This window comes from Caballeronia sp. LZ043, from assembly GCF_031451075.1.
GTDB lineage: Bacteria > Pseudomonadota > Gammaproteobacteria > Burkholderiales > Burkholderiaceae > Caballeronia.
This window is the reverse complement of sequence record NZ_JARUXT010000001.1, coordinates 972669-996393: the sequence shown is the minus strand read 5'-3', so window position 1 is coordinate 996393 and position 23725 is coordinate 972669. Positions and strand designations below refer to the sequence as shown.

Here is a 23725-nt window from a genome sequence, read left to right as displayed (position 1 = left end):
GCTCAATTCGAAAGTATCGAACGGAGCCGCTCGCGTAGTCGCGCCCGCGCCTCGATGCCTTCCCAGACGTCGGCACGCACGGAATAGTTGGACGCGATGTGCGTTTGCGGCAGTTCGGCGATGCTCCCCGTCTTCGGATCGCGCACGATCCAGTAAGCTCGGCGGCCGCCGAGCGTGCGCACTTCCAGCATGTTGTCGCCGACGCCGAAAGCATAGAAGCCGTCCCGGAAGAGGAAAGCCGCATTGTTCCGTTCCAGCCAGTCGATCGTGGCGGGCAAATCTCTATGCCGGTGATTCATCCAGTCGAGAAACTTGCCCTTGATGCCGAGCGTCGGAATGTGGGTCACGAAATGCGTCGTGCCGGGGGGCAAGAGCGATTCCGGACGCTGATCGAAGCGGTACAGCTCCTCGCTGGTTCCAGTGTCGCGGGCATAGCTGTACGAGTTCCGGTTCGAGGCGGGCGGCGTCACCGGCACGCCGCCCTCGCCGGTCAGCTTCCACGTCGAGCGGGCTCCTTCGAACGCCGTGGTGACGAAGGGCACATAGACGGTGTGACCCACGGTCAGGTACTTGCCGTCTTCGGCATGCACCAGGCGTCCGTTGTCATGGCGGAAGACGCCGTTGAGGCTCGGTGACGATGGCACGGCGCCCACATACACGTAGCCATCCGAACCGACCCGCAAGGTCTTGTTCCAGTCGCGCGGATAGTGGAATCGCCCGTCCGACCCCATCACGAACCGCTTGATGTTGCCGGGGTACTGGGTACTCGCGCGATAGGTCCAGTTCACGTAGACATTGTCCGACGCGTCCGCGTAGAGGATGGCCGGATGATCCACGCCGCCGCCGTACGCGTGCAACGTCATCGGTCCTCGATATTCCTCGTGCGCGGCCTGTCTGCGGCTGGCGTCGTCGAGCCGCTGGAGAGCATCGCCATAAAAATTGGCCTGGAGAAAGTTGGGGTTGTCCTTCGGCGCATGACCAACCACCTTGCCGTCGCGCACGACCGGCACGACGAACGGTTGGTACGCCGGCTCCTGCCACGCCTTCGAGTTCATCGGGAAGCGCGCGAGTTGCGGCTGCGCGCCGGCGGTGCGCTGCGCCCCGTACACGTCCCATCGGTAGGCCGGATTGTCCTTGAAATCAGACATGACGCCATCCTTGGTTTCCCACCATCCGATGACCTGCGTCGAGTCGATGGTGCCCATCGCGGCGAACTCGCGATTGTCCGGCGCGCTCGCGTGGCGGCCCAGCGTGGCATTGACGTCCACGAGGTTGGGACCGGGCGAGATCACGTAGACGAAGCCGCTGCGCCCGAGTCGCTTGAGACGGTCGAGCGCGACGCCCGGATTCGCGAACGTGGCGAGATAACCGGCGCTGTCGAGGTCGCGTTTGCCGGAGCCGACATCGAAGTCGTGCGTGACCAGATTGACATCCTTGAGCGACGTCGCGAGCACGTGAAAGCCGCCTTCGGTGCTCATCTCGAGCGGCGTCAGCGTCGACGGCCTGAACAGGAAATCCGGCTCGGCGTTCCGCGGCGTGCGCTCCCCTGCGCGCTTGAAATCCGCGTGCGGATAGGCGCCGGAAGGCGGATTGACCGCGGTTGCGACGGGCGGCGGCAAGTCCGCCACCGGCACGACCGGAAAGGAGAGATTGAGCGTGTCGTGCGGATTGGACAGTGCGGCCTGGCCTGCCGGCGTGTCGCCGGCGTTCTCCGCATACCAGGTCGTCGCGGCGCCCCGCACGCCGCCCTCCGTATGACGGCCGGAAAGAAACGCGCGCCGCACGGCCGAACTCATGTGTTCGAAGTCCGCGTAATCAAAGACGCCGTAGTCCGGTGCAAGCAGCTCGTAACGGTCGGTGCGGTAATCGTTGCCCGGCGTGATCCTCCGGATCAGGAGCGGATCGCTCCGGGCGAAACCGCTGGCCGATCCGTCCGCGGGCGGCGTCTGGCGCGCGAGATCGATCACGACCATGGTGTTGCGTGAACCGCGCGTGGCGCTGTCGGCGAAGTAGCTCGAACCGAACTGCGTTGCGAGATCGTTGATCAACTGGTCCGCGCTGCCGATTGCGCTGTCGCCGGCATGCCGGATGAAGCGCGCCACGTCGACGGACGAAGCCATCGGCGTGCTGCCGTGCTGGCGGCGCAGGGTGTCGAGCAGTTGCAGGCGGCGCGCCTGATCGAGCGCGCGCGGGTCGAGCGGCTCGAGGGCGTCGCGAAAATCCGGCATCCCGTAATCGCCGACCATCCGCAACGCGTAGCTCGCCAGCGCCTCGTTGCGGTCGACGCCCGCAAGCGGCTGGCGCGCGCCCTCGAAGATCGCGGCGGGCGTCAGCGGATAGGGCCGGAGCGCGGTGTCCGCGTACAGCTGGTAGTCGTAGTCCGACTCCGGCGGATTGGAGCCCGGGGTGCCCGGACGGGATGCGAGCACGGGCGCGGGTGCCGATCCGTCCAGTCCATGCCGCGAATAGACCTGCATCTGCACCGGCGAGGCCCGCCATTCGGTGCCGGAAAACGCGACATCGAGATAACCTTCGAGCGAACGCTGCATTTCGATCCGGCTGCCGTAGCGGAAGGCGCCGTTGTTGGGGTCGAAGATGGTCCAGCTGTCGCTTTCACCGCGTTGCACGAGCAGCGCATGCCCCCGTTCCTGCAGGGTGCCGAACGCCTCCATGCCGATTTGAAGGTACGCCATGTCGGCGGGTTGCAACAGCGCGAAGTCGTCGCGCATGGCGCGCAGCCGGTCGGAGGGCGCCGCATACCGCGCTCTGAGATTGTTGGGCACGAGCGGCGTGTAGTGGCTGAAACCGAGCCTGTACGCGTTGGTCTGGAAGTTGTCGACATGCTCGCAGAAGTCCCGGTGCGCGGGCGAGTTCGAATCGGCGTCCGCGTCGAGGCGCATGCCCTGCACTTCCGAGAACAAAGTCCGATCGGGCCGTTCCGCACTTCGGTCCACGCGTCGCATCGCTTCGAGGACGATGCCGTCGCACGCGCCCGTCTCCGGATAACCGCACTTTTTGCGATAGTCGGCCTGATCGAACTTGACGCAATCTGCAGCTCTCGCCCGCAACCGATCGCCGCCGCGCCGCTCGCGAAAAATATCCGTGCTGGGCGTGCCCTGGCAGGCGCCGCGCTCCACGCGCGAGTGCGCATCTTCGGTTGCGGCGGCGCTGGAAGGCAGGGAGCCGGCCTGGACGTCGGCGCGTGGCAGCGGCGGCGTGGCCGCCGGCACGACGTCGTCCTCGCGCCGGCTTGCCTGGAGCTGGGACGCGGTCGACTGAACCGGCCGATCGGTCTTGTTCGCTTCGTTCGCTTCGTTCGCGTCGTTCGTTTCTTTCGATTCGTCCGCCGGCGTTCCCGCTTCATTGGCCAACGCAGACGAACCGGCATCCGCAGGCTCGCGCGCATCGGCTGAATCGGCCGCGTTCTGAGGACTGTCGCGCGGCTCCGGCGCTGCGCCTTGCGCGTCCGACGTCCCTGTACGCGGCGACGCATCCGGTTCGGCAGCCGCAAACGACCCGGCGCCCGGGCTGGCGCCGCTGACACGGGAAACGCCCATCACTCTCTCCCAGGCAACGCGAGGGAGCGCTTCGGATCGTCAGGCAGGTTGTGCAACAGGGCCGACAGCGCTCAAGGGACTGCTGGCCGAGTGTAGACGCCGCGCACCCGCCGCACGCGCTAACCCTGCATCACCTGCGGCTGGGAATAAGGAGCGGGTCAGGACCGCGTCACTGCACGCCCACGAGCCGGTAGCCGACGCCCGTTTCAGTCACGATGTGCTCGGGCTGCGCCGGATCGCGTTCGAGCTTCTGACGCAGATGCGCCATGTAGATGCGCAGGTAGTGCGGGCTCTCGACATGCGACGGTCCCCACACGTCGAGCAGCAACTGCCGATGCGTCAGCACGCGGCCCGCATGCCGCACCAGCGCCGCGAGCAGGCGGTATTCGAGCGGCGTCAGATGCACGCTCTCGCCGTTGCGGGTCACGCGCCGCATGGCGAGATCGACGCTCACGTCGCCGAAGCTGACGGCAGGCGTTTCGCTGGCCGGCGCCTGATTGCGCCGCCGCAGATGGGCACGGATCCGCGCGAGCAGTTCGGAGACACCGAAGGGTTTGGTGAGGTAATCGTCGGCGCCGGCATCGAGCGCGGCGACCTTCTGCTCTTCCTGCGTGCGCGCCGACAGCACGATGATCGGCAGCCCGCTCCAGCCGCGCAGTTCGCGGATCACGTCGATGCCGTCGACATCCGGCAGGCCGAGATCGACGATCACGAGGTCGGGCTTGCGCGTCGCCGCCTCGACGAGCCCTTGCTGCCCGCTGAGCGCTTCGTGCACGCTCATGCCCTGCGCCTCCAGCGAGACGCGCACGAAGCGGCGGATCTGTTTGTCGTCTTCGATCAGGACGACGGTCGGGGACGGCTCGTTCATGTTTCAGTTGTTCATGGTGTTCACGAACCGTCCCGCTTCCGCATCAGGGAAGCAGGATGGTCGAACCGGTGGTGCGGCGCGCCTCGAGGTCTTCGTGCGCGCGGCCCGCTTCCGACAGCGCATAACGCTGGCGCACGTTGGTCTTGACCTTGCCCGAAGCAACCACCTCGAACAGTTCCGCCGCCATGGTGTCGAGATCGCTGCGTTTGGCGATGTAGCTGAAGAGCGTCGGACGCGTGAAGAACAGCGAGCCTCGTCCGGCGAACTCGGACGAATCGATCGGCGGCAACGGCCCCGACGAATTGCCGAAGCTCACGAACAGGCCCAGCGGCGCGAGGCAGTCGAGCGAGGCGATATACGTGTCCTTGCCAATCGAGTCGTAGACCACCGGCACGCCCGCGCCGTTGGTGATCTCGCGCACGCGCTGCGTGAAGTTGTCGCGGGTGTAGACGATCGGATGGTCGCAGCCGTGCGCCTTCGCGAGTTCGGCCTTCTTGTCCGAACCCACGGTGCCGATCACGGTCGCGCCCAGCGCCTTGGCCCACTGGCACGCGATCATGCCGACACCGCCCGCCGCCGCGTGGATCAGCACGGTATCGCCCGGCTTCACGCGATAGGTCCGGCGCAGCAGATACTGCGCGGTCAGTCCTTGCAGCATGATCGACGCGGCGTCTTCATAGCCGATTGCATCCGGCAGCTTGACGACATAATCCGCCGCCATCACGCGCTCTTCGGCATACGCGCCCGGCGGACGCGACGCGTAGGCCACGCGGTCGCCCGGCTTGAACTGCGTGACGCCCTCGCCCACCGCCGTGATCTCGCCCGCGCCTTCCATGCCGAGCCCGCCGGGCAACGGCATCGGATACAGGCCGGTGCGGAAATACACGTCGATGAAATTCAGCCCCACCGCATGATGCCTGACGCGGATCTCGCCCTTGCCCGGCGCGCCCACCTCCACGTCAACCCACTTCATCACTTCCGGGCCGCCTGCCTTGTCGAATCGGATTGCCTTGGTCATCGCTCGTTCACCTCCGTCACGTGTCGGGTTCAGGACGCCCGCGCGAAGCGCAGGCGCAAGTCGTCGAGCAGCATGCGCGCCGTCGCGATGTTGGTCGCGCACGGCACGTTGTGCACGTCGCAGGCGCGCACCAGCGCATTGATGTCCGGCTCGTGCGGCTGCGGCGTCATCGGGTCGCGCAGGAAGATCACCATGTCGACGCGCCCTTCGGCCAGCTCCGCGCCGATCTGCAAATCGCCGCCGTGCGGGCCGGACAGTTTGCGCTCGACCTCGAGCCCGTGCGCCGCAGCGATGCGGCCGCCCGTCGTGCCCGTGGCCACGAGGCTGCATTGCGCGAGCGTGGCGGCGAACTCGCCCGCCAGCGTGACGATGTCGTCCTTCTTCATGTCGTGCGCAATCAGCGCGACGCGTGTGCTCATGTGCTCCATCCTCCTGTCGTTGTCGTTATGGTGTTTCTGATGTTTCTGATGTTTCAGTAAGTGCCCGGATAGGCGCCGCCGTCGATCAGCAGGTTCTGTCCGGTGATGTAGCCCGCATGCACGCTGCACAGGAACGCACAGGCGCGGCCGAATTCCTCCGGCGTGCCGAAGCGTCCGGCCGGCAAACTCTCAGCGCGGCGCGCGCGGATGTCGTCGATGGAGACGTTCTGCGCCTTGGCCTGCGCTTCCATCGTCACGCCGATGCGATCCGTGTCGAACGTGCCCGGCAGCAGGTTGTTGATGGTGACGCCCGTCGCGGCGACCTTGCGCGCCACCCCGGCGACGAAACCGGTCAGTCCCGAACGCGCGCCGTTCGAGAGACCGAGCACGTCGATCGGCGCCTTCACCGAGGAACTCGTGATGTTCACGATGCGCCCGAAGCCGCGCTCGATCATCCCGTCGATGGTCGCCTTCATCAGTTCGATCGGCGTCAGCATGTTGCCTTCCAGCGCCTTGATCCACATCTCGTGCGTGAAGGTGCGGAAGTCGCCCGGCGGCGGCCCGCCCGCGTTGTTCACGAGAATGTCCGGCGCGGGGCAGGCGGCGAGCGCGGCGGCGTGGCCGGCGGGCGTCGTGATGTCGCCCGCGACGGTCTTCACGTCCACGCCGTATTGCGCGCGGATATGCGCGGCGGTCGCTTCGAGCGTCTCCGCGGTGCGCGCGGTGATCACCAGGTTGACGCCTTCAGCGGCGAGCGCTTCCGCGCAGCCGCGCCCCAGTCCCTTGCTTGCCGCGCACACGAGCGCCGTGCGCCCTGCGATTCCCATGTCCATCGTGCTGTTCTCCGTGATCGTTCGGCAGGCAGGGCGGACGCCGATTGCGCCCCGCCCTCGCCGCCCGGGTTCATCCATCGCGCAATTCTAGAAGAATCGGGGCGGCAACGTCGGCGGCTGCTTCGGCGCAGGCATTCGACGGCGCGCGATTCTTCTTAGGCTGGGGCGGCCTTTTCGGTAAACTGTCGCTACTGTCCGCGCGAGGCGCCGCCGGCGCCAGCGCGCTTCGAAATCGCGCCGGACCCGCCGTATCGCACCCGACGTGACCCGGCAGCCCATCACACGAGCAGGACGCGCAGCACGCGCGAGACCCATGACACAAGACAGCCGCTTTCCCAATCTCTTCATCCTCGATCACCCGCTGATCCAGCACAAGCTCACGCACATGCGCGACAAGGACACGTCCACGCGCACCTTCCGCGAACTGCTGCGGGAAATCACGCTGCTGATGGGCTATGAAATCACCCGCAACCTGCCGCTGACGACCAAGCGCGTGGCCACGCCGCTCGTCGAGATCGACGCGCCGGTGATCGCCGGCAAGAAACTCGCGATCGTGCCCGTGCTGCGGGCGGGCATCGGCATGTCGGACGGCTTGCTGGACCTGGTGCCGTCGGCGCGGGTCGGCCATATCGGCGTGTATCGCGCGGACGACCACCGCCCGGTCGAATACCTCGTGCGCCTGCCGCCGGATCTGGAAGAGCGCGTCTTCATCCTGTGCGATCCGATGGTCGCCACCGGCTACTCGGCGGTTCACGCCGTCGACGTGATGAAACGCCGCAAGGTGCAGAGCGAGAACATCGTGTTCGTCGCGCTGGTCGCGGCGCCCGAAGGCGTGAAAGTGTTCCAGGACGCGCATCCGGACGTCAAGCTGTACGTCGCCTCGCTCGATTCGCATCTCAACGACCACGCGTACATCGTCCCGGGCCTGGGCGACGCCGGGGATCGCCTGTTCGGCACGAAAAACTGAGCTTTTCTCCAGCTAGCGCTGATCCTGCAACCGCCGCGCCCCCTGCGCGGCGGTTTGCGCATACGAACGAATTTGCGTTTTTTCATCGCGTATCGCCGGGATTTCGTGCAGTTTCGGTCCGCTTTCCCGGTTTGGTTCGCGCGCATGGGTACTGGGGACGGGTGCCTCCATGCTAAAATTTCGGTCTGTTCCCGATCGGGTCGGCAGCACCGGACAACGCCTCGGCGGTCCACGCGCCATTCCGTCACACGCCCACGCCGGACCGCACCGGCCAACGGCACGGAACCACACATTCAGCACGACAGCACACTAGGCGCCGGAGCCAAGCCCGCGCGCGATGGAGAAAGGTAATGGCGGGTCATTCGAAATGGGCCAACATCAAGCATAAGAAAGCCGCGGCCGATGCAAAGAAAGGCAAGGTCTGGACACGCCTCATCAAGGAAATCCAGGTTGCGGCGCGCATGGGCGGCGGCGAGGTCGATTCGAACCCGCGCCTGCGTCTGGCCATCGACAAGGCCTACGACGCCAACATGCCGAAGGACAACATCAACCGCGCCATCCAGCGCGGCGTCGGCGGCGTGGACGGCGCCAACTACGAAGAAATCCGTTACGAAGGCTATGGCATCGGCGGCGCGGCGATCATCGTCGACACGATGACGGACAACCGCACGCGCACCGTCGCGGAAGTGCGCCATGCGTTCTCGAAGTTCGGCGGCAACATGGGCACGGACGGCTCGGTGTCGTTCATGTTCGATCACGTCGGCCAGTTCCTGTTCGCGCCCGGCACGCCGGAAGACACGCTGATGGACGCCGCGCTCGAAGCCGGCGCCGACGACGTGGTCACGAACGAAGACGGCAGCATCGAGGTCATCTGCCCGCCGAACGATTTCCAGAAGGTGAAGGACGCGCTCGAAGCCGCCGGCTTCAAGGCGGAGCTCGCCGAAGTGACGATGAAACCGCAGACCGAAGTCGAATTCAGCGGCGACGACGCGGTGAAAATGCAGAAACTGCTCGACGCGCTCGAAAATCTCGACGACGTGCAGGAAGTCCATACCAACGCGGCGATCAACGAGGACTGAGCTTCGAATCGCTGCGGGGCAAGGTGAATGCGCCCTTGCCCTTGCATGGAACGTCTTTCGCTTCGGCATGATGGCCGGAGCAGCGCCGCCGGAAGCATGCGGCGCGGCCTCGCCCCGAGAAAGGCGCGTGACGCTGCCGTGGTCCGCGCGAACCGCCTTCTGCACGGGATGAACACCCCGCGCGCGACCCTCCGTGCAGTCCGGGACCGATGCGCCCGCCGCCTTGTTCTCAAGCTGCTTCACCGCTCGTTTTTACGCTTTTAGTCAGGATTTCGGGGATTCACATGAAGTTACTCGTCGTCGGTTCCGGCGGTCGCGAACATGCACTCGCTTGGAAGCTTGCGCAATCGCCGCGCGTGCAGATCGTCTATGTGGCGCCGGGCAACGGCGGCACCGCGCAGGACGAGCGTCTGCGCAACATCGACATCACGGACCCGGCGGAACTCGCCGATTTCGTCGAGCGCGAACATGTCGCGTTCACGCTCGTCGGCCCGGAGCAGCCGCTGGCCGCGGGCATCGTCAACCTGTTCCGCTCGCGCGGGCTGAAGATCTTCGGGCCAAGCAAGGAAGCGGCGCAGCTCGAAAGCTCGAAGGATTTCGCCAAGGCGTTCATGAAGCGCCACAGCATCCCCACCGCCGAGTACGAAACCTTCTCCGACGCCGCCGCGGCCCACGCCTACATTGATACGAAAGGCGCGCCGATCGTCATCAAGGCCGACGGCCTCGCCGCCGGCAAGGGCGTCGTGGTGGCGATGACGCTGGAAGAAGCGCACGGCGCCGTCGATTCCATGCTCGCCGACAACAAGCTGGGCGATGCCGGCGCGCGCGTCGTGATCGAGGAATTCCTGGCGGGCGAGGAAGCCAGCTTCATCGTGATGGTGGACGGCAAGCACGTGCTGCCGCTCGCCTCCAGCCAGGACCACAAGCGCCTGCTCGACGGCGACCGCGGCCCCAACACGGGCGGCATGGGCGCCTATTCGCCCGCGCCGATCGTCACGCCGCAGCTGCATGCGCGCGTGATGCGCGAGATCATCCAGCCGACGGTGCGCGGCATGGAAAGCGAAGGCATCCGCTTCACGGGCTTCCTGTACGCGGGCCTGATGATCGACGCCAACGGCAACCCGAAGACGCTCGAATTCAACTGCCGCATGGGCGACCCCGAGACCCAGCCGATCATGGCGCGTCTCAAGGGCGACTTCTCGAAGGTCGTGGAAATGGCGATCGACGGCAAGCTCGACGCCGTGGAACTCGACTGGGACCGGCGCACGGCGCTGGGCGTGGTGCTGGCGGCGCACAACTATCCGGAGACGCCGCGCAAGGGCGATCGGATCAACGGCATTCCGGCGGAAAGCGAGCAATCCGTGACTTTCCATGCGGGCACGACGCTCGCCGACGGCAAGCTGACCACCTCCGGCGGACGCGTGCTGTGCGTGGTCGGACTGGCGGATTCCGTGCGCGGCGCGCAATCCGTGGTCTACGATACAGTCAACCAGATCTCCTTCGACGGCATGCAGTACCGTCGGGACATCGGCTATCGCGCGCTGAACCGCAAGCACGACAAGCCGGAAAAGCACGGCTGATACGGGCCTGCGCGGCCTGTGCCGCACGAGTACGCACGCTGCCGGACCTCGCGTCCGGCAGCGTGCTTTTGAGAGTTGCGCGACGGAGGCTGAGCCCCGTCCTTTCATGGCCGCCGAAGCGGCGTAGTCCAGCAATCGATGAGTGAAACGAACCGCACCGCACAGACCCACGGCGAATCCGGCACAGCCTGCGACATCGCGGCCGTGCGCGCCTACCTGACGGGCTTGCAGACGCGCATCGCCGACGCGCTCGGCGCGTTCGACGGCACGCCCTTCGGCACCGATGCCTGGACCCGCGAACCCGGCGCGCATCTGCGCGGCGGCGGCGTGACCCGCATCCTGGAAGGCGGCGGATTCTTCGAGCGCGGCGGCATCGGTTTCTCGGACGTGCAAGGCGACGCGCTGCCGCCCTCCGCGAGCGCCGCGCGCCCGCAACTGGCCGGCCGCGGTTTCGAGGCGCTGGGCGTCTCGCTGGTCATGCATCCGCGCAATCCGCACTGCCCGACCGTGCACATGAACGTGCGCATGCTGACGGCGCTGAAGGCGGGCGTTGCGCCCATCTTCTGGTTCGGCGGCGGCATGGATCTGACGCCCGTGTACGGCTACGAGGACGACGCGCGGCATTTTCACCAGACCTGTCGCAACGCGCTCGATCCGTTCGGCACGCAGTTGTATCCGCGCTTCAAGACCTGGTGCGACGAGTACTTTTACCTGAAGCATCGCAACGAACAGCGCGGCATCGGCGGGATCTTCTTCGACGACTTCTCCGAGCCCGGTTTCGACGCGTCCTTCGCGATGATGCGCAGCGTCGGCGACGCGTTCCTGAACGCCTACCTGCCGATCATCGAGCGCCGCCGCGACACGCCCTACAGCGACCGCGAGCGCGAGTTCCAGGCGTACCGGCGCGGCCGCTATGTCGAATTCAATCTCGTGTTCGATCGCGGCACGCACTTCGGTCTGCAGAGCGGCGGCCGCACCGAGTCGATCCTGCTGTCGATGCCGCCTGCCGCGCACTGGCGTTACGACTGGAACGCGGAACCGGGCACGCCGGAGGCCAAGCTAGTGGAAGATTTTCTGGTGCGGCGAGAATGGCTTTAACCCCGGCCATGAGCCATGGCACGCCGTGCGCGAAGCGTATCGGACTGCTCGGCGGCACCTTCGATCCCATCCACAACGGGCATCTGGCGCTGGCACGGCGCTTCGCCGAGGTGCTGCGGCTGACCGAACTCGTGCTGTTGCCGGCGGGTCAGCCGTGGCAGAAGGAAGGCGTGTCGGCGCCTGAGCACAGACTCGCCATGACGCGCGCGGCGGCCCGTTCGCTTTCGATACCCGGCGCGACCGTGACCGTCGCGACCGACGAGATCGATCGCCAGGGCGACACCTATACCGTCGATACCCTGGCGCGCTGGCGCGAACGCGAAGGTCCCGATGCGTCGATCTCGCTGCTGATGGGCGCGGATCAGCTGGTCAAGCTGAACTCGTGGCATCGGTGGCGTGAGTTGTTCGAGCATGCGCACGTGTGCGTGGAAACGCGCGCCGGCTTCGACGTGGCCACCCTGCCCGCCGAAGTCGCCGCGGAGCTCGAACTGCGCCGTGCCTCGCCCGAGACATTGCAGGCGAGCACGCACGGTCACATGCTCATCGACGAAAGTCTGCTGCTCGACGTGTCCGCCACGGCCATCCGCGAAGCAGCCCGCACGATGCGCGACACACAGGCGCCGGACCCGTCAGCGGAACAGCATGACCGCGCCCGCGCCGAAGTCCCTGAGTCAGTATGGGACTATATTGTTCAACATCACCTGTACCGGACACGGTAAAGACACCCCAATCATGGAAATTCAGAAGCTGCAACGCGCGATCATCGACGGTCTGGAAGACGTCAAGGCGCAGGACATCAAGGTCTTCAACACCACCCACCTGACTTCGCTGTTCGACCGCGTGGTCGTGGCAAGCGGCACGTCGAACCGGCAGACCAAGGCGCTTGCCAACAGCGTGCGCGAGAAGGTCAAGGAAGCGGGCGGCGACATCGTCAGCACGGAAGGCGAAGAGGTCGGCGAATGGGTGCTGGTGGACTGCGGCGACGCGGTCGTGCACATCCTGCAACCGGCGCTGCGCCAGTACTACAACCTCGAGGAAGTCTGGGGCGACAAGCCGGTGCGCGTGAAGCTCCAGAAACCGAACATGTTCGGCGGCGCGAACGTCACGGCCGAAGACGAGGACGAAGAAGACGCGAAGCCGGCCGTCAAGCGCGTCGCCCGCAAGCGCGCTTCCTGAGCCGCGTGAGTCACGTGAGTCACGTGAGCGGCGCGGTTTCATGAAGCTCGTCATCCTGGCCGTCGGACACAAGATGCCCGACTGGATCACGAAGGGCTTCGACGAGTATGCGAAGCGCATGCCGCCCGAATTGCGCATCGAGCTGAAGGAAATCAAGCCGGAGCAGCGCTCGTCGGGACGCAACGCCGAGAGCGTGATGGCGGCGGAGAAGCAGCGAATCGAAGCTGCGTTGCCGAAGAATGCGCGGATCGTCGCGCTGGACGAACGCGGCCGCGACTGGACCACGATGCAACTGGCGAACGCCCTGCCCGGCTGGCAGCAGGAAGGCCGCGATGTCGCATTCGTGATCGGCGGCGCGGACGGGCTCGATCCCGCCGTGAAGTCGCGCGCCGAACTGCTGTTGCGCGTATCGAGCCTGACCCTGCCGCACGGCATGGTGCGCGTGCTGCTCGCCGAACAGCTTTACCGCGCGTGGAGCATCACGCAGAATCATCCTTATCATCGCGCGTGAGGCGGACCGGCGGTTGAATCTCGAAGGCCGCGCAAGCTCGCGTGCGCTTTCCTGATCCCATCGACGATGCCCACCACTTATCCCTTCGTTTATCTCGCCTCCCAAAGCCCGCGCCGCAAGGAGCTGCTCGCACAGCTCGGCGTGCGCTGCGAACTGCTCCTGCCCCGCCCCGATGAAGACGCCGAAGCGCTCGAAGCCGAGCTGCCCGGCGAAGACGCCGCCGCCTATGTCGTGCGCGTGTGTACGCTGAAGGCGCAGGCGGCCCGTGCACGCCTGCTTGCGGGCGGTCATCATGAAGCGCCGATCCTGGTCGCCGATACGACCGTGACCATCGACGGTCTGATTCTCGGCAAGCCGCTGCACGAGGAAGACGCCGTGGCGATGCTCGAACGGCTTGCCGGCCGCGAGCATGAAGTGCTGACGGCGCTTGCGGTCGTCAATGCGCACGGCACGCTGCTCCCGCCTGCGCTGTCGCGCTCGACGGTGCGGTTCGCCGCCGCCGACCGTGCTGCGCTGCAGCGCTACGCCGCCACCGGCGAGCCGCTCGGCAAGGCCGGCGCCTACGGCATCCAGGGCCGCGCGGCGGAGTTCATCGAGCGAATCGACGGGTCCTATTCGGGTATCATGGGTCTGCCCCTTTTCGAAACCGCAGCACTCTTGCGCGTGGCGCGCGTCGAATTCTAAACAGGCCATGAACGAAGAAATCCTGATCAACGTCACACCGCAGGAATGCCGCGTCGCACTGGTTCAGCAAGGTGCGGTTCAGGAACTTCACGTCGAGCGCACGCTGTCGCGCGGGCGCGTCGGCAACGTCTATCTGGGACGCGTCGTGCGCGTGCTGCCGGGCATGCAGTCGGCGTTCATCGACATCGGTCTCGAACGCGCCGCGTTTCTTCATGTCGCCGATATCTGGCATCCGCGCATCGCGGGCGAATCGCATGCGTCCACGCCGCATGTACCGATCGAGAAGATCGTCTTCGAAGGCCAGTCGCTGATGGTGCAGGTCGTGAAGGACCCGATCGGCACCAAGGGCGCGCGACTCTCCACGCAGGTGAGCATCGCGGGGCGCACGCTGGTTTATCTGCCGCAGGAACCGCATATCGGCATCTCGCAGAAAATCGAGAGCGAAGCGGAACGCGAAGCCGTGCGCGCGCGCCTCACGGCCGTGTTGCCCGCAGACGAGAAAGGCGGCTATATCGTGCGCACCATCGCCGAAGATGCGACAAGCGAGGAACTGGCCGCCGACGTTGCCTATCTGCGCAAGACTTGGGCGACCATCGTCGCGCAGGCGCAGCGCGTGCCGCCGACCACGCTGTTGTATCAGGATCTGAATCTGTCCCAGCGCGTGCTGCGCGATTTCGTCAACGACGAAACCACGCGCATCCAGGTCGATTCACGCGAAACCTATCAGATGCTCGCGGACTTCGCGGCCGAGTTCACGCCGGCGGTGGCGTCGCGTCTGCATCACTACACCGGCGAGCGGCCGCTTTTCGATCTGTACAACATCGAGGCGGAGATCCAGCGCGCGTTGTCGCGGCGCGTGGACCTGAAGTCGGGCGGCTATCTGATGATCGATCAGACCGAGGCGATGACGACCATCGACGTCAACACGGGCGGTTATGTCGGCGCGCGTAATTTCGACGACACCATTTTCAAGACCAATCTCGAAGCCGCGCATACGATCGCGCGGCAGCTGCGGTTGAGAAATCTCGGCGGGATCATCATCATCGACTTCATCGACATGGAGAATGTCGAGCATCGGGATCAGGTGCTGGGCGAGCTGAAGAAGGCGTTGTCGCGCGATCGCACGCGGGTGACGGTCAATGGGTTCTCGCAGCTCGGGCTGGTGGAGATGACGCGCAAGCGTACGCGCGAATCGCTTGCGCATGTGCTGTGCGAGCCGTGTCCGGTGTGTCAGGGCAAGGGACAGGTCAAGACGCCGCGCACGGTGTGTTACGACGTGCTGCGCGAGATCATGCGCGAGTCGCGGCAGTTCAATCCGCGTGAGTTTCGGGTGGTTGCGTCGCAGCAGGTCATCGACCTGTTTCTCGAGGAAGAATCGCAGCATCTGGCGATGCTGATGGATTTTATTGGTAAGCCGGTGTCGTTGCAGGTGGAGAGTAATTTGTCGCAGGAACAGTATGACATTGTGTTGATGTAGGACTCTGCAATCTTGTCCCGCCGTAAGGGCTCGCAAACTCGTTATCAGGGTTGACAAATTACCTAGGAGCGTGCCGATATCAGGAGCGATCGAACAAGTCACTCCCACGATAACTTAACTGCATCAGAGGGTTAAAAAAAATGAACTCTGATGGGGCCTATTCCGAAGGCGCCCAGCTTGCTAACAAAAGCATTCGGTTCCGATTGCACAACGGCTAAGCCAAGCGCGGTGCATGACTAGTAGACCACTGGTCCGAAGAGCCCTTGATAACCGATATGCGTCAAGAAAAAGCGATTGAAGCATTTTAGAGCGATCGTACCCTGTTCGATTTGTCGACCAAAAAGGGCAAAATTGGGTATGGTATAGGACTCTACGTATGCATCTGCCTGAGGGCGAATCAGGCGACGCGACATGCCATATACAGTTTCAAAGGGAAGACCGCCAGTACGCAGCAGGCTGTAATAGGAAGGATAGATAACGCCGTCGAAGCTGAATCTCCAGCAGCTATGGCAATTTTTCGGGTAATTTCATAAGCATGTGAACTCGCAAGAAAAAGCATATGAACTGCGATGTCGAGACTTTCATACTCAGTTACCTCATCCTCATCGAGGAGAGCGGTAAGATCCAAGAGTCGCAGATCTTTAGTTGGCTGCAACGTAGCAACATAAATGTCATCCTCCGCAGTGACGCGACATTCATGAATGCAGATATCCAAGTCCTGTGAACCATACATAACACCGAACCCAGTCGAATCGAGCCGCCCTCTCCCCACGAATCGCAAAGGAGGGCAGTCGTACTCGTCTGGCTCAGCCGGACGCTGAGGATTCACTCGCACACGATAGAACAATGAACCCTTAGCTAACATTCGCACGGAATATTCGCTCACTATTCGCTTTATGACCTCGCAACGGCTCGACGGATCTTGCAAGGCCTTCAGAGGCTCAACCTCTCCAAGCATCCAGTAACGAGGCCCATAGTGAAAGAATCCAATCTTCCCGCCTCTTCAATGATTTTTACATCGTTGTCAAGCCATGGCGATGGCGCAATGCTACTGTTGCCGTAGTGGTGCTCATTGAACTGCACACAAGGAGCCCCTCCATAGTCGAACCGGATCGTCGTACCACTAACGAAGAAGCTGTGCGCGATCGCCAAGACCTGCTCTTTTCTCAGTTTTCTTCCGCCAGAGCTTTTGCAATTTGGGCACACGCCCTCTTGTTCAACCCCGATTTTCCAAGAGTCGATCCGCAGCCCTTCGTCGAAGAAGCATTTTGAGCAAAGAAGAAAGCTCGTGGTGGCATCGGTTTCACCCATCATCTCGTCCCCATTAGATTTTCTAAGCTGAAATCGACAATTAGCGCAACTCGATTCCATGGATAAAAGCATTCGTCAAGTTTGTAGTTTTTCAAAATTCTCTTGACTCAACAGCGCACGAATAAGATCGATCTTTAAGACGAAGCTATGCAAACTCCATGAGATTCCACCGCGCGCGTCCCACCCTCATTACGCGATCCGACGGTTCTTCGCTGGGCGAAGAACCCCCCTTTCCGTGGACTTGTCCGCGCTCCATTCTTTCTCGCCGCTTCGAGATGCATACCGAAGTATCTCATTCAGCGTGCGAAATCTACCCCTCCGCTGATGATGGTGGGCCTGGATTATGCGAGTCGCGACTCTTCAATACGTCCGGCCCTTGTCGACACGAAGCAACATCATTCAGCCTTCCCCGCAGACGATCGGACATAAGGCAGCATGTCGATAATGGAGACCTGCACGCATGTCAATCTCACATCAAGGCCGACGTTCGGCAGCAGATCGAGCTTGATCAATCCGTCCACGCGCGACAACGTCATCTCCATGATCGTCGCTTCTTCGAGCATGGCGTCGACATCAATCTCCGATTGCCGCACATCGAGACAATCGATCACAACCATTCGATCCACGCGCCCGGTGGTAGGCGGCGGCCCATAGCAGTTGTGAAGCACTTCGAGCCGCACGTCCACCATGGTCCGCATGATCCCGTCAGGAAGGTCTCGACCATCGAGCCCCTTGCGCGTCTTGCGCCACCTTCTCATACATAAAGAACGTACTGCTGCGTCATGGAAAGACGGATACCCTCCCAGATGCGTCACCAACGCGTCCGCATTCGTTGCCAGTTCCCAACCCCAAGTCTTGTTTCCTGATTGACTCATCGGCGTACCTCACTCGCATTTGATCGATGACATCGGAAGATGTGCGTCGTCTCGAACCCCGCCGGAGAAATTATGGCCATGCGGTACGCCATGGCTACCATGATATTGCGCGCACAGATTGCCATTGGAATCGAAATAGTCCACGTCGAGACCATTCAGATTCATGCGGAATCCGCCCGGCTCATTCCCCGTGATTCGCATTCCGCGTGCGGTCACCTCAAATACATCATCGCTCGGAGCTCTTGGCACAAAGCCGAATGGCTCCGCCTCGCTGAACGCCGTTGCGATCGTCCCATCAGGAAGTACATCACCCGGATTCGCCGCCATAATCGCGAAGAAATCATTCCTTGAATATCGGCGCGGTGGAGGCGGCTCATACGCTGCAACTTTCACGGGCACGCTTTGCCGCTTCGGAAACAACTGGGAAGGCGTGAATGTGACGGAGCGCGGACGAGGCTCGTTGGCTGAGTCGCGGTGCGCACTCAGCGCACTGCTGGGCGCATCGGGAATTGTCACAAGCTCACCCGACTCGACTGCCAACTCTATCTCAAGCACGGCACGAAACTGATCCTGTTTGCGCAAGTCAAGCAACTCACACAGTTGGGCAACAACCTCTGGATCGCTCGACCATCTGAATTTGTCGGCAAGAAACAATCGCGCGCTGACGCTGGCGAGTTCCTCATCGCTACGAGCGATCAAGCGCGCATCGCGACGACGACACACGGTCAAGGCCAGATCCCACAATCTGACTTCAGTCCTCACCGCTACCCCTCAATGCGCCGCCACGATCAACCGCCAGCGAATCTCCTCCCAGCTCGGATGCTGATGATGATTCTGCGGCGGCAGCGGATGCCCTTCGGTGGACACGGCATTGTGACCGCACGTTTCACATCGGTAGATGCCGGAAAACGGCGTCGCGTGGCCGGGATCGTAGAGCGCGCCGAATGCCGCGTGGTCGCTCTGATCCAGATACTGAGGGAACCGGTAATAAGCCATAGGATTGATCCGACCCGTGTAAAAGCCGTCATCATCCCGTTTGCCGCGTCGCGTGTGAACGCGATATTTCTTATGTTTCTACGCAGCAAATTTCCACGCTCATCCCACCCGATCAAGCCGCCTGCTGCTGATACTGGATCCGGTGCAGATGTGCATACAAGCCATCCTTGCGCAGCAATTCGGCATGACTGCCCTGCTCGGCAATGCGCCCCGCCTCCATCACGAGAATACGGTCCGCGCGCTCGATGGTCGACAGCCGATGCGCGATCACCAGCGTCGTGCGCCCCTTCATCAGCGTCTCGAGCGCCGACTGCACATGCCGCTCCGACTCCGAGTCGAGCGCCGACGTCGCCTCGTCGAGAATCAGGATCGGCGCGTCCTTGTAGATGGCGCGCGCAATCGCCAGACGCTGACGCTGCCCACCCGACAAGCGCATGCCATTGCCGCCGATCAAGGTATCGATCCCCTCCGGCAACGCATTCACCACATCCGCAAGATTGGCCGCCGTCAGCGCCGACATCACCCGGTCGCGATCCGGCGTCTGCCCGTACGCGACGTTCGCCGCAATCGTGTCGTTGAACAGCACGACATCCTGGCTGACCATCGCAAGCTGGCCGCGCAGGTCGTGCAGCTTGTAATCGGAGAGCGGCACGCCGTCGACGAGCACCTGTCCGCCGCGCGGATCGAAGAAGCGCGGCAACAGGTTCACGAGCGTCGTCTTGCCGCTGCCCGACGGACCCGCCAGCGCCACCATCTCGCCCGGCGCGACCTTGAACGACACGCGGTCGAGCGTCGGCCGGTCGGACGAGCCATACGCGAAGGTCACGTCGCGAAACTCCACTTCGCCGCGCGCGCGCTCGAGCGGCTTGCCGCCGCCCGCAGGTTCGGCCGGCTCGTCGATCAGCCCGAAGATCAGCTCCGCCGCGGTCATGCCGCGCTGCAACGGCTGATTGATGTCGATCAGATGCTTGAGCGGCGAGATCACAAGCAGCATCGACGTGACGAAGGCCACGAAACCGCCCACCGTCGTCTGGTCGCTCGCTGACTGCACCACTGCAATGGTGATGACGATGGCGAGCGCGATCGACGCGAGAAACTGCGTCAGCGGCTGCGCGAGTCCGCCGGACACCTGCATGCGCATGGCATAGCCGCGCAGACGGTGGCTCATCTCGGTGAAGCGGCCGATCTCATACGGCTCGCCGTTATGCACCTTCACGACCTTGTAGCCGCCGACCGTCTCCTCGACGATATACGAGAGCTCGTTGGTGAGCGTCTGATGCTCGCGATTCAGGCGGCGCAGACGCCGGTTGATCTTGCTGACGAGCCAGCCGATGGCCGGCAGGATCACCGCGACGATCAGTGTCAGGCGCCAGTTCAGGATGAACAGATAGCCGAGCAGAAACACGACCGTCAGCGAATCGCGCACCAGCGTCACGACGACGCTCGACAGCACGCTCAGGATCTGGTTCACCTCGAAGACGACGGCGTTGATGATCGTGCTCGCCGTTTCGCGCTGAAAGAAGCCCGCGCTGGTGTGGATCATGCGGTTGAACATTTCGAGCCGCAGCTGCAGCAGGATCTTGTTCGTCACATAGGAGAGGAAGTAGCCCGACGCATATTGCGCCGAGCCGCGCACGAGCGCGAGGCCGATCACGGCCGCCGGCACGAGCCATTTCGCGTGGTCGCTGCCCTTCGAACCGAAGCCGTGATCGAGCAGCGGCTTGAGCAGCATCGGAATGCCGGCCTCGCTCGCCGCGACGATGCCCATCGTGAGCAGGCCCAGCAGCACCATGCCCATCAGCGGGCGGATATACGGCCATAGCCGTTTCATGACTGCCGTCGGCGACGAACTTTCCGTGCCGCCGATCGGCTTGCGCAAACTTGCTTGCTTGTTCAAGAGCGTATCTCCACTTCGCCCGGCGGCTGACTTGTCCTGCCGCGCGGCGCGTGTTGGTGTGTGGTGTAGGTGTCTGTGAGCGATGGCCGCCGGGCCCGATGCCGCTCAACCCGCTCAACCGATCGGACCGCGTCCCGGTTTCCCGCGCGGCTCGCGCGTATCGTGCGTGATGACCGCGAGCAGCACGGCCCAGATGAGCGCGATGAGTGCGGTGCTCATCACCACCGTGAACACGTCGATGCTCAAACCGAAGATGATAACCGACCCGGACACGGCCATTCCGCAGTAAGCGGCCGTCGATACATCGCGGTGCGGCGATCTCCGGTAGCGCACGAAGTACAGCAGCGGCCCGGCATACAGCAAACCCAGGCACACGACGCCCAGCGCGCCCAGTTCCGCGATGGTCGAGAAGAACTCGCTGTGGGCCCGCTGGTTGACGATATAGGCCGGCACTTCGCCCTGCTTCGCCAGATCGCGCAAGGACGACTCCAGATGCCCCTTGCCGACGCCCGTCAGCGGATGCGCTTCGAACAGGTGAATCGACGCGCGCCACAGCAACAGACGCGCCCCGATCGAGCTGTAGGCGGTCGAGCCTTCCGCCAGTTGCGTGACATCCGACTGCGTGGCCAGGACGCGCTCGCGTCCCAGCGGCGACGCGAAGAGCGCGGCCATCGCCAGCGCCACGACCAGCAGCGCAACGAGCCAGTGCTTCGCGTGCTTCACCCAGCCGAAATTCAGCGAGCACAGCGCGAGAAACAGCGGAATCGCCAGCCAGCCGCCGCGCGTGCCCGACAGATAGGATGCGTAGACGCCGCCCGCCAGCCCCAGCAGCTTCACCGCGATACCCAGACGCCGGACGAGCGCATTCGGATAGTCGTCCCAGCGGATCGTCATCGCCGAAAGGAAGCCCAGCAGCAGCGCGGTGTTGCCGTAGGGAATCGGATTGGTGAAGGTGTTGCCGAGCCGGTTGATGTCGTTGACCGTCATGTGGATGCTGCTGTCCACGGCCCACGCGCCCGCGCCGATCGCACCGAGCGCGCAGCCCCAGCCGAACGCCTTCAGATGCCGGATGGGCAGGTTCACGAGCAGGAGAAAGATGGGCAGGCTCAGCGTGAAGCGCGACATGCCGTCGAATTCGCGCGGCAGGAAGTAGCCGTCTGTCGCCTGTTGCAGCGGCAGGTAGACCATGAAGCCCAGCATGGCCACGGTGTACCAGGGATAGGCCCTGACGAGCAGGCTGCCCTTGAGCCGGAAGGCGCGGCTGAAGCCCGCGAAGAGCGCGATGGCAAGCAGCACGAAAAAGCAATAACCGGTTCCACCCCGTACGACGAGCGTGCTCGCGGGCGCCAGCAATACCATGCTGGCAATGACGTAACGAAGATTTTTTTCCAAATCGTGAACCTGACAGGGGTGGACCGGCCGGCGGCGGTCGCGCATCCCAAAAACCCGCGTTATTATAGCCGCTGGCGCCTGGCACGCTCTTCGCTCAGAAGCTGCTCGAGGAACTTTGAAGCCATAGCCGGCAAGGCGCTCCAGCCATCCACGCGTTGTGAAACTGAAATGCCAGCGACACCTCAAGACACTCCGGGCGCGCCGCTCGCAAGTTTCCTGCTCATCACCTTCAATCAGCAAAATACCGTCGCCGATGCGATCCGCGGCGCCCTTGCGCAGACCTGGTCGCCGCTCGAAATCCTCATCTCTGACGACGCCTCCAGCGACGCCACCTTCGCTGCCGCCGAGCAATGCGTGCGCGATTATCGCGGCCCGCACGTCGTGCGGCTGTATCGCAACGAGAAAAATCTCGGCATCAGCGCGCATCTGAGCGCACTGGCCGCGCGCGCCTCGGGCGAGATGCTGTTCATCGCGGCCGGCGACGACATCTCGCGGCCCGAACGGGTCGAACGCGTGATGCGCGTATGGCTCGACAGCGGCCGGCGCTACGACCTGATCGCCACCGACCTGCAGGACCTCGACGCCGCAGGCCAGACCCACGACGTGCTGCGCGTCACCGACCTCGACGGCTATCGCAGCTTCGAGGCGTGGTCGGGCAAGCGGCCGCATCTGGTCGGCGCGGCGCACGCCTGGGCGCGGCGGCTGTTCGACGCGTTCGGTCCGATCGCGCCCGGCATCTACGGCGAAGATCAGATCATGGCGTTCCGCGCCATCATGAGCCAGGGCGCGCACACGCTGCACGAGCCGCTCGTGCTGTACCGGCGCGGCGGGCTCTCCAGCAAGCGGCGCTTCCGGACGCCGGCGGATTTCGTCGCGCGCATCCGGCTGGCAAACCTGAACGGATCGGGCGAGACCCGCCAGCTGCTGAGTGACGCCGACAAAGTGGGCGTCGGCGCCCAGATGCGCGCGTTGCTCGCGACCAAATCCGCGCGCGAGTCCTACGTGAGCGCGATGTTCGGCACGGGTTCGGTGCGCAGCAAGCTGGCGCTGCTCGCGCGCGCCACGGAGGTCAGCTTCGGCTTTCGCGTCAGGATGTTCGTCTACGCGACCTGTCCGTGGCTGTTCTCGCCATTCTTCTTCCTGAAGTGGCACTTGCGCGGATAATCGCGCGGGTCCTCTCAACCGCTTCTCCCGGCGCGCGCCGCCCCTTTATAGCCCCATGAACCCTCCGACGCTCGGCATCGCCATCATCACGCACAATGCCGCCGCCCGGCTCGCGCAGTGCCTGCAGGCCGTCTCCTTCGCCGACGAGATCGTCGTCGTGGACGGCGGCAGCAGCGACGCCACCGTGGGCATCGCCGAGGCGCATCGGGCGCGCGTGATCGTCGCGCGCGACTGGCCCGGCTTCGGCCCACAGAAAAACCGCGCGCTTGATGCCCTCGCAACAGACTGGGTGCTGTCCATCGACGCCGACGAGATCGTGACGCCCGAACTCGCCGCCGCGGTTCGCGCGGCCATCACGGATCCGCAGGCGGATGTCTACGCGGTGGACCGGCTGTCGAGTTTCTGCGGCGTGTGGGTGAAGCACAGTGGCTGGTATCCGGACTGGATCCCGCGGCTGTTCCGGCGCGGCACCGCGCGCTTTTCGCCGGACCTGGTCCACGAACGGCTTGTGCTCTCGACGAGCAAGCCCGTGGTGCGCCTCTCCGGCCGGTTGATGCACTACTCCTACGAAGATTTCGAAGCGGTGCTGCGCAAGCTCGACGCGTATTCGACCGCCGGCGCCGAGCAGCGCCACGCGGCCGGCAAACGCGGCAGCTTCGGCGTTGCGCTGGCGCGCGGGGCGTGGGCGTTCGTGCGGACCTATGTACTGCGGCGCGGTTTTCTCGACGGCCGCACGGGCTTCATGATCGCGCTCTTCAATGCGCAGACGGTGTATTACCGGTTCCTGAAGCTCGCGCACATGAACGAGTTCCGCTGAAGCCCG

Annotated in this window: 23 protein-coding genes; 11 read left to right on the top strand and 12 right to left on the bottom strand. The window is 64.0% G+C overall.

All coding sequences use genetic code 11. The features are described 5' to 3' along the window. Nucleotides 1-2: 2 nt before the first annotated feature. From QCE64_RS04380 to QCE64_RS04360, 5 genes are all read right to left on the bottom strand, one after another. Complete coding sequence (locus tag QCE64_RS04380; RefSeq protein ID WP_310002806.1) at nt 3-3557, bottom strand: enterotoxin A family protein; 3555 nt, start codon at nt 3555-3557, stop codon at nt 3-5. A 169-nt stretch (nt 3558-3726) separates the two neighbouring features. Then, complete coding sequence (gene kdpE / locus QCE64_RS04375; protein WP_309914881.1) at nt 3727-4425, bottom strand: two-component system response regulator KdpE; 699 nt, start codon at nt 4423-4425, stop codon at nt 3727-3729. A gap of 43 nt (nt 4426-4468) precedes the next feature. Beyond that, complete coding sequence (locus tag QCE64_RS04370; RefSeq protein ID WP_310002804.1) at nt 4469-5443, bottom strand: quinone oxidoreductase; 975 nt, start codon at nt 5441-5443, stop codon at nt 4469-4471. A gap of 29 nt (nt 5444-5472) precedes the next feature. Then, nucleotides 5473-5862, bottom strand: a complete 390-nt coding sequence (locus QCE64_RS04365) for a methylglyoxal synthase (RefSeq protein ID WP_309807847.1) — start codon at nt 5860-5862, stop codon at nt 5473-5475. A 53-nt stretch (nt 5863-5915) separates the two neighbouring features. Continuing rightward, on the bottom strand, nt 5916-6695 hold the full coding sequence (locus QCE64_RS04360; RefSeq protein ID WP_309807845.1) for an SDR family oxidoreductase: 780 nt from the start codon (nt 6693-6695) through the stop codon (nt 5916-5918). Between the two features lie 313 nt (nt 6696-7008). Here QCE64_RS04360 and upp point away from each other — a divergent pair, with 313 nt between their 5' ends. The 9 genes from upp (at nt 7009) to rng (ending at nt 15267) form a co-directional block, all read left to right on the top strand. Then, the gene (upp, locus tag QCE64_RS04355) at nt 7009-7662 is read left to right on the top strand and encodes a uracil phosphoribosyltransferase (protein WP_309914871.1); all 654 of its coding nucleotides are present in this window, start codon (nt 7009-7011) and stop codon (nt 7660-7662) included. 350 nt (nt 7663-8012) lie between these two features. Further along, nucleotides 8013-8741: a YebC/PmpR family DNA-binding transcriptional regulator gene (locus QCE64_RS04350; protein WP_309807843.1), complete on the top strand. Its 729-nt coding sequence runs from the start codon at nt 8013-8015 to the stop codon at nt 8739-8741. A gap of 284 nt (nt 8742-9025) precedes the next feature. Further along, entirely contained in the window at nt 9026-10321 is a 1296-nt protein-coding gene (gene purD / locus QCE64_RS04345; protein WP_309807842.1) for a phosphoribosylamine--glycine ligase, read from the top strand. Nucleotides 10322-10459: 138 nt separating this feature from the next. Beyond that, nucleotides 10460-11419: an oxygen-dependent coproporphyrinogen oxidase gene (gene hemF / locus QCE64_RS04340; RefSeq protein WP_309914870.1), complete on the top strand. Its 960-nt coding sequence runs from the start codon at nt 10460-10462 to the stop codon at nt 11417-11419. Further along, complete coding sequence (locus tag QCE64_RS04335; RefSeq protein ID WP_310002802.1) at nt 11410-12138, top strand: nicotinate-nucleotide adenylyltransferase; 729 nt, start codon at nt 11410-11412, stop codon at nt 12136-12138. The genes hemF and QCE64_RS04335 overlap by 10 nt, the downstream gene beginning before the upstream one ends. Nucleotides 12139-12151: 13 nt before the next feature. Beyond that, nucleotides 12152-12595, top strand: coding sequence for a ribosome silencing factor (rsfS, locus tag QCE64_RS04330; RefSeq protein WP_310002800.1), 444 nt, complete (start codon nt 12152-12154; stop codon nt 12593-12595). Between the two features lie 40 nt (nt 12596-12635). Further along, nucleotides 12636-13106 (top strand): 23S rRNA (pseudouridine(1915)-N(3))-methyltransferase RlmH, encoded by a 471-nt coding sequence (gene rlmH, locus QCE64_RS04325; RefSeq protein ID WP_309914864.1) that lies wholly within the window; start codon nt 12636-12638, stop codon nt 13104-13106. A gap of 66 nt (nt 13107-13172) precedes the next feature. Then, nucleotides 13173-13790: a Maf family protein gene (locus tag QCE64_RS04320; RefSeq protein ID WP_404987292.1), complete on the top strand. Its 618-nt coding sequence runs from the start codon at nt 13173-13175 to the stop codon at nt 13788-13790. A gap of 7 nt (nt 13791-13797) precedes the next feature. Continuing rightward, nucleotides 13798-15267, top strand: a complete 1470-nt coding sequence (rng, locus tag QCE64_RS04315) for a ribonuclease G (RefSeq protein WP_309807836.1) — start codon at nt 13798-13800, stop codon at nt 15265-15267. Nucleotides 15268-15664: 397 nt separating this feature from the next. Here the strand turns inward: rng and QCE64_RS04310 are convergent, their stop codons facing one another. The 7 genes from QCE64_RS04310 to QCE64_RS04280 form a co-directional block, all read right to left on the bottom strand. Continuing rightward, complete coding sequence (locus tag QCE64_RS04310; protein ID WP_404987351.1) at nt 15665-16000, bottom strand: hypothetical protein; 336 nt, start codon at nt 15998-16000, stop codon at nt 15665-15667. A gap of 200 nt (nt 16001-16200) precedes the next feature. Continuing rightward, nucleotides 16201-16581, bottom strand: a complete 381-nt coding sequence (locus QCE64_RS04305; protein WP_310002797.1) for a hypothetical protein — start codon at nt 16579-16581, stop codon at nt 16201-16203. A 392-nt stretch (nt 16582-16973) separates the two neighbouring features. After that, the gene (locus QCE64_RS04300; protein WP_309914855.1) at nt 16974-17453 is read right to left on the bottom strand and encodes an Imm50 family immunity protein; all 480 of its coding nucleotides are present in this window, start codon (nt 17451-17453) and stop codon (nt 16974-16976) included. A gap of 9 nt (nt 17454-17462) precedes the next feature. Beyond that, nucleotides 17463-18152 carry a hypothetical protein gene (locus QCE64_RS04295; protein ID WP_310002795.1) on the bottom strand — a complete coding sequence of 230 codons (690 nt, stop codon included), beginning with the start codon at nt 18150-18152 and terminating at the stop codon, nt 17463-17465. A gap of 72 nt (nt 18153-18224) precedes the next feature. After that, the gene (locus QCE64_RS04290) at nt 18225-18449 is read right to left on the bottom strand and encodes a hypothetical protein (RefSeq protein WP_309914849.1); all 225 of its coding nucleotides are present in this window, start codon (nt 18447-18449) and stop codon (nt 18225-18227) included. A gap of 112 nt (nt 18450-18561) precedes the next feature. After that, a complete protein-coding gene (gene msbA, locus QCE64_RS04285; protein ID WP_404987350.1) occupies nt 18562-20280 on the bottom strand; it encodes a lipid A export permease/ATP-binding protein MsbA in 1719 nt (572 codons plus the stop codon). 180 nt (nt 20281-20460) lie between these two features. Beyond that, nucleotides 20461-21738, bottom strand: a complete 1278-nt coding sequence (locus QCE64_RS04280) for an O-antigen ligase family protein (protein WP_309914844.1) — start codon at nt 21736-21738, stop codon at nt 20461-20463. Between the two features lie 168 nt (nt 21739-21906). On the opposite strand from QCE64_RS04280, the gene QCE64_RS04275 reads away from it, so the two are divergent. Continuing rightward, nucleotides 21907-22902, top strand: a complete 996-nt coding sequence (locus QCE64_RS04275; RefSeq protein WP_309914842.1) for a glycosyltransferase — start codon at nt 21907-21909, stop codon at nt 22900-22902. Between the two features lie 55 nt (nt 22903-22957). Beyond that, nucleotides 22958-23719, top strand: a complete 762-nt coding sequence (locus QCE64_RS04270; RefSeq protein ID WP_309914839.1) for a glycosyltransferase family 2 protein — start codon at nt 22958-22960, stop codon at nt 23717-23719. Nucleotides 23720-23725 lie beyond the last annotated feature (6 nt).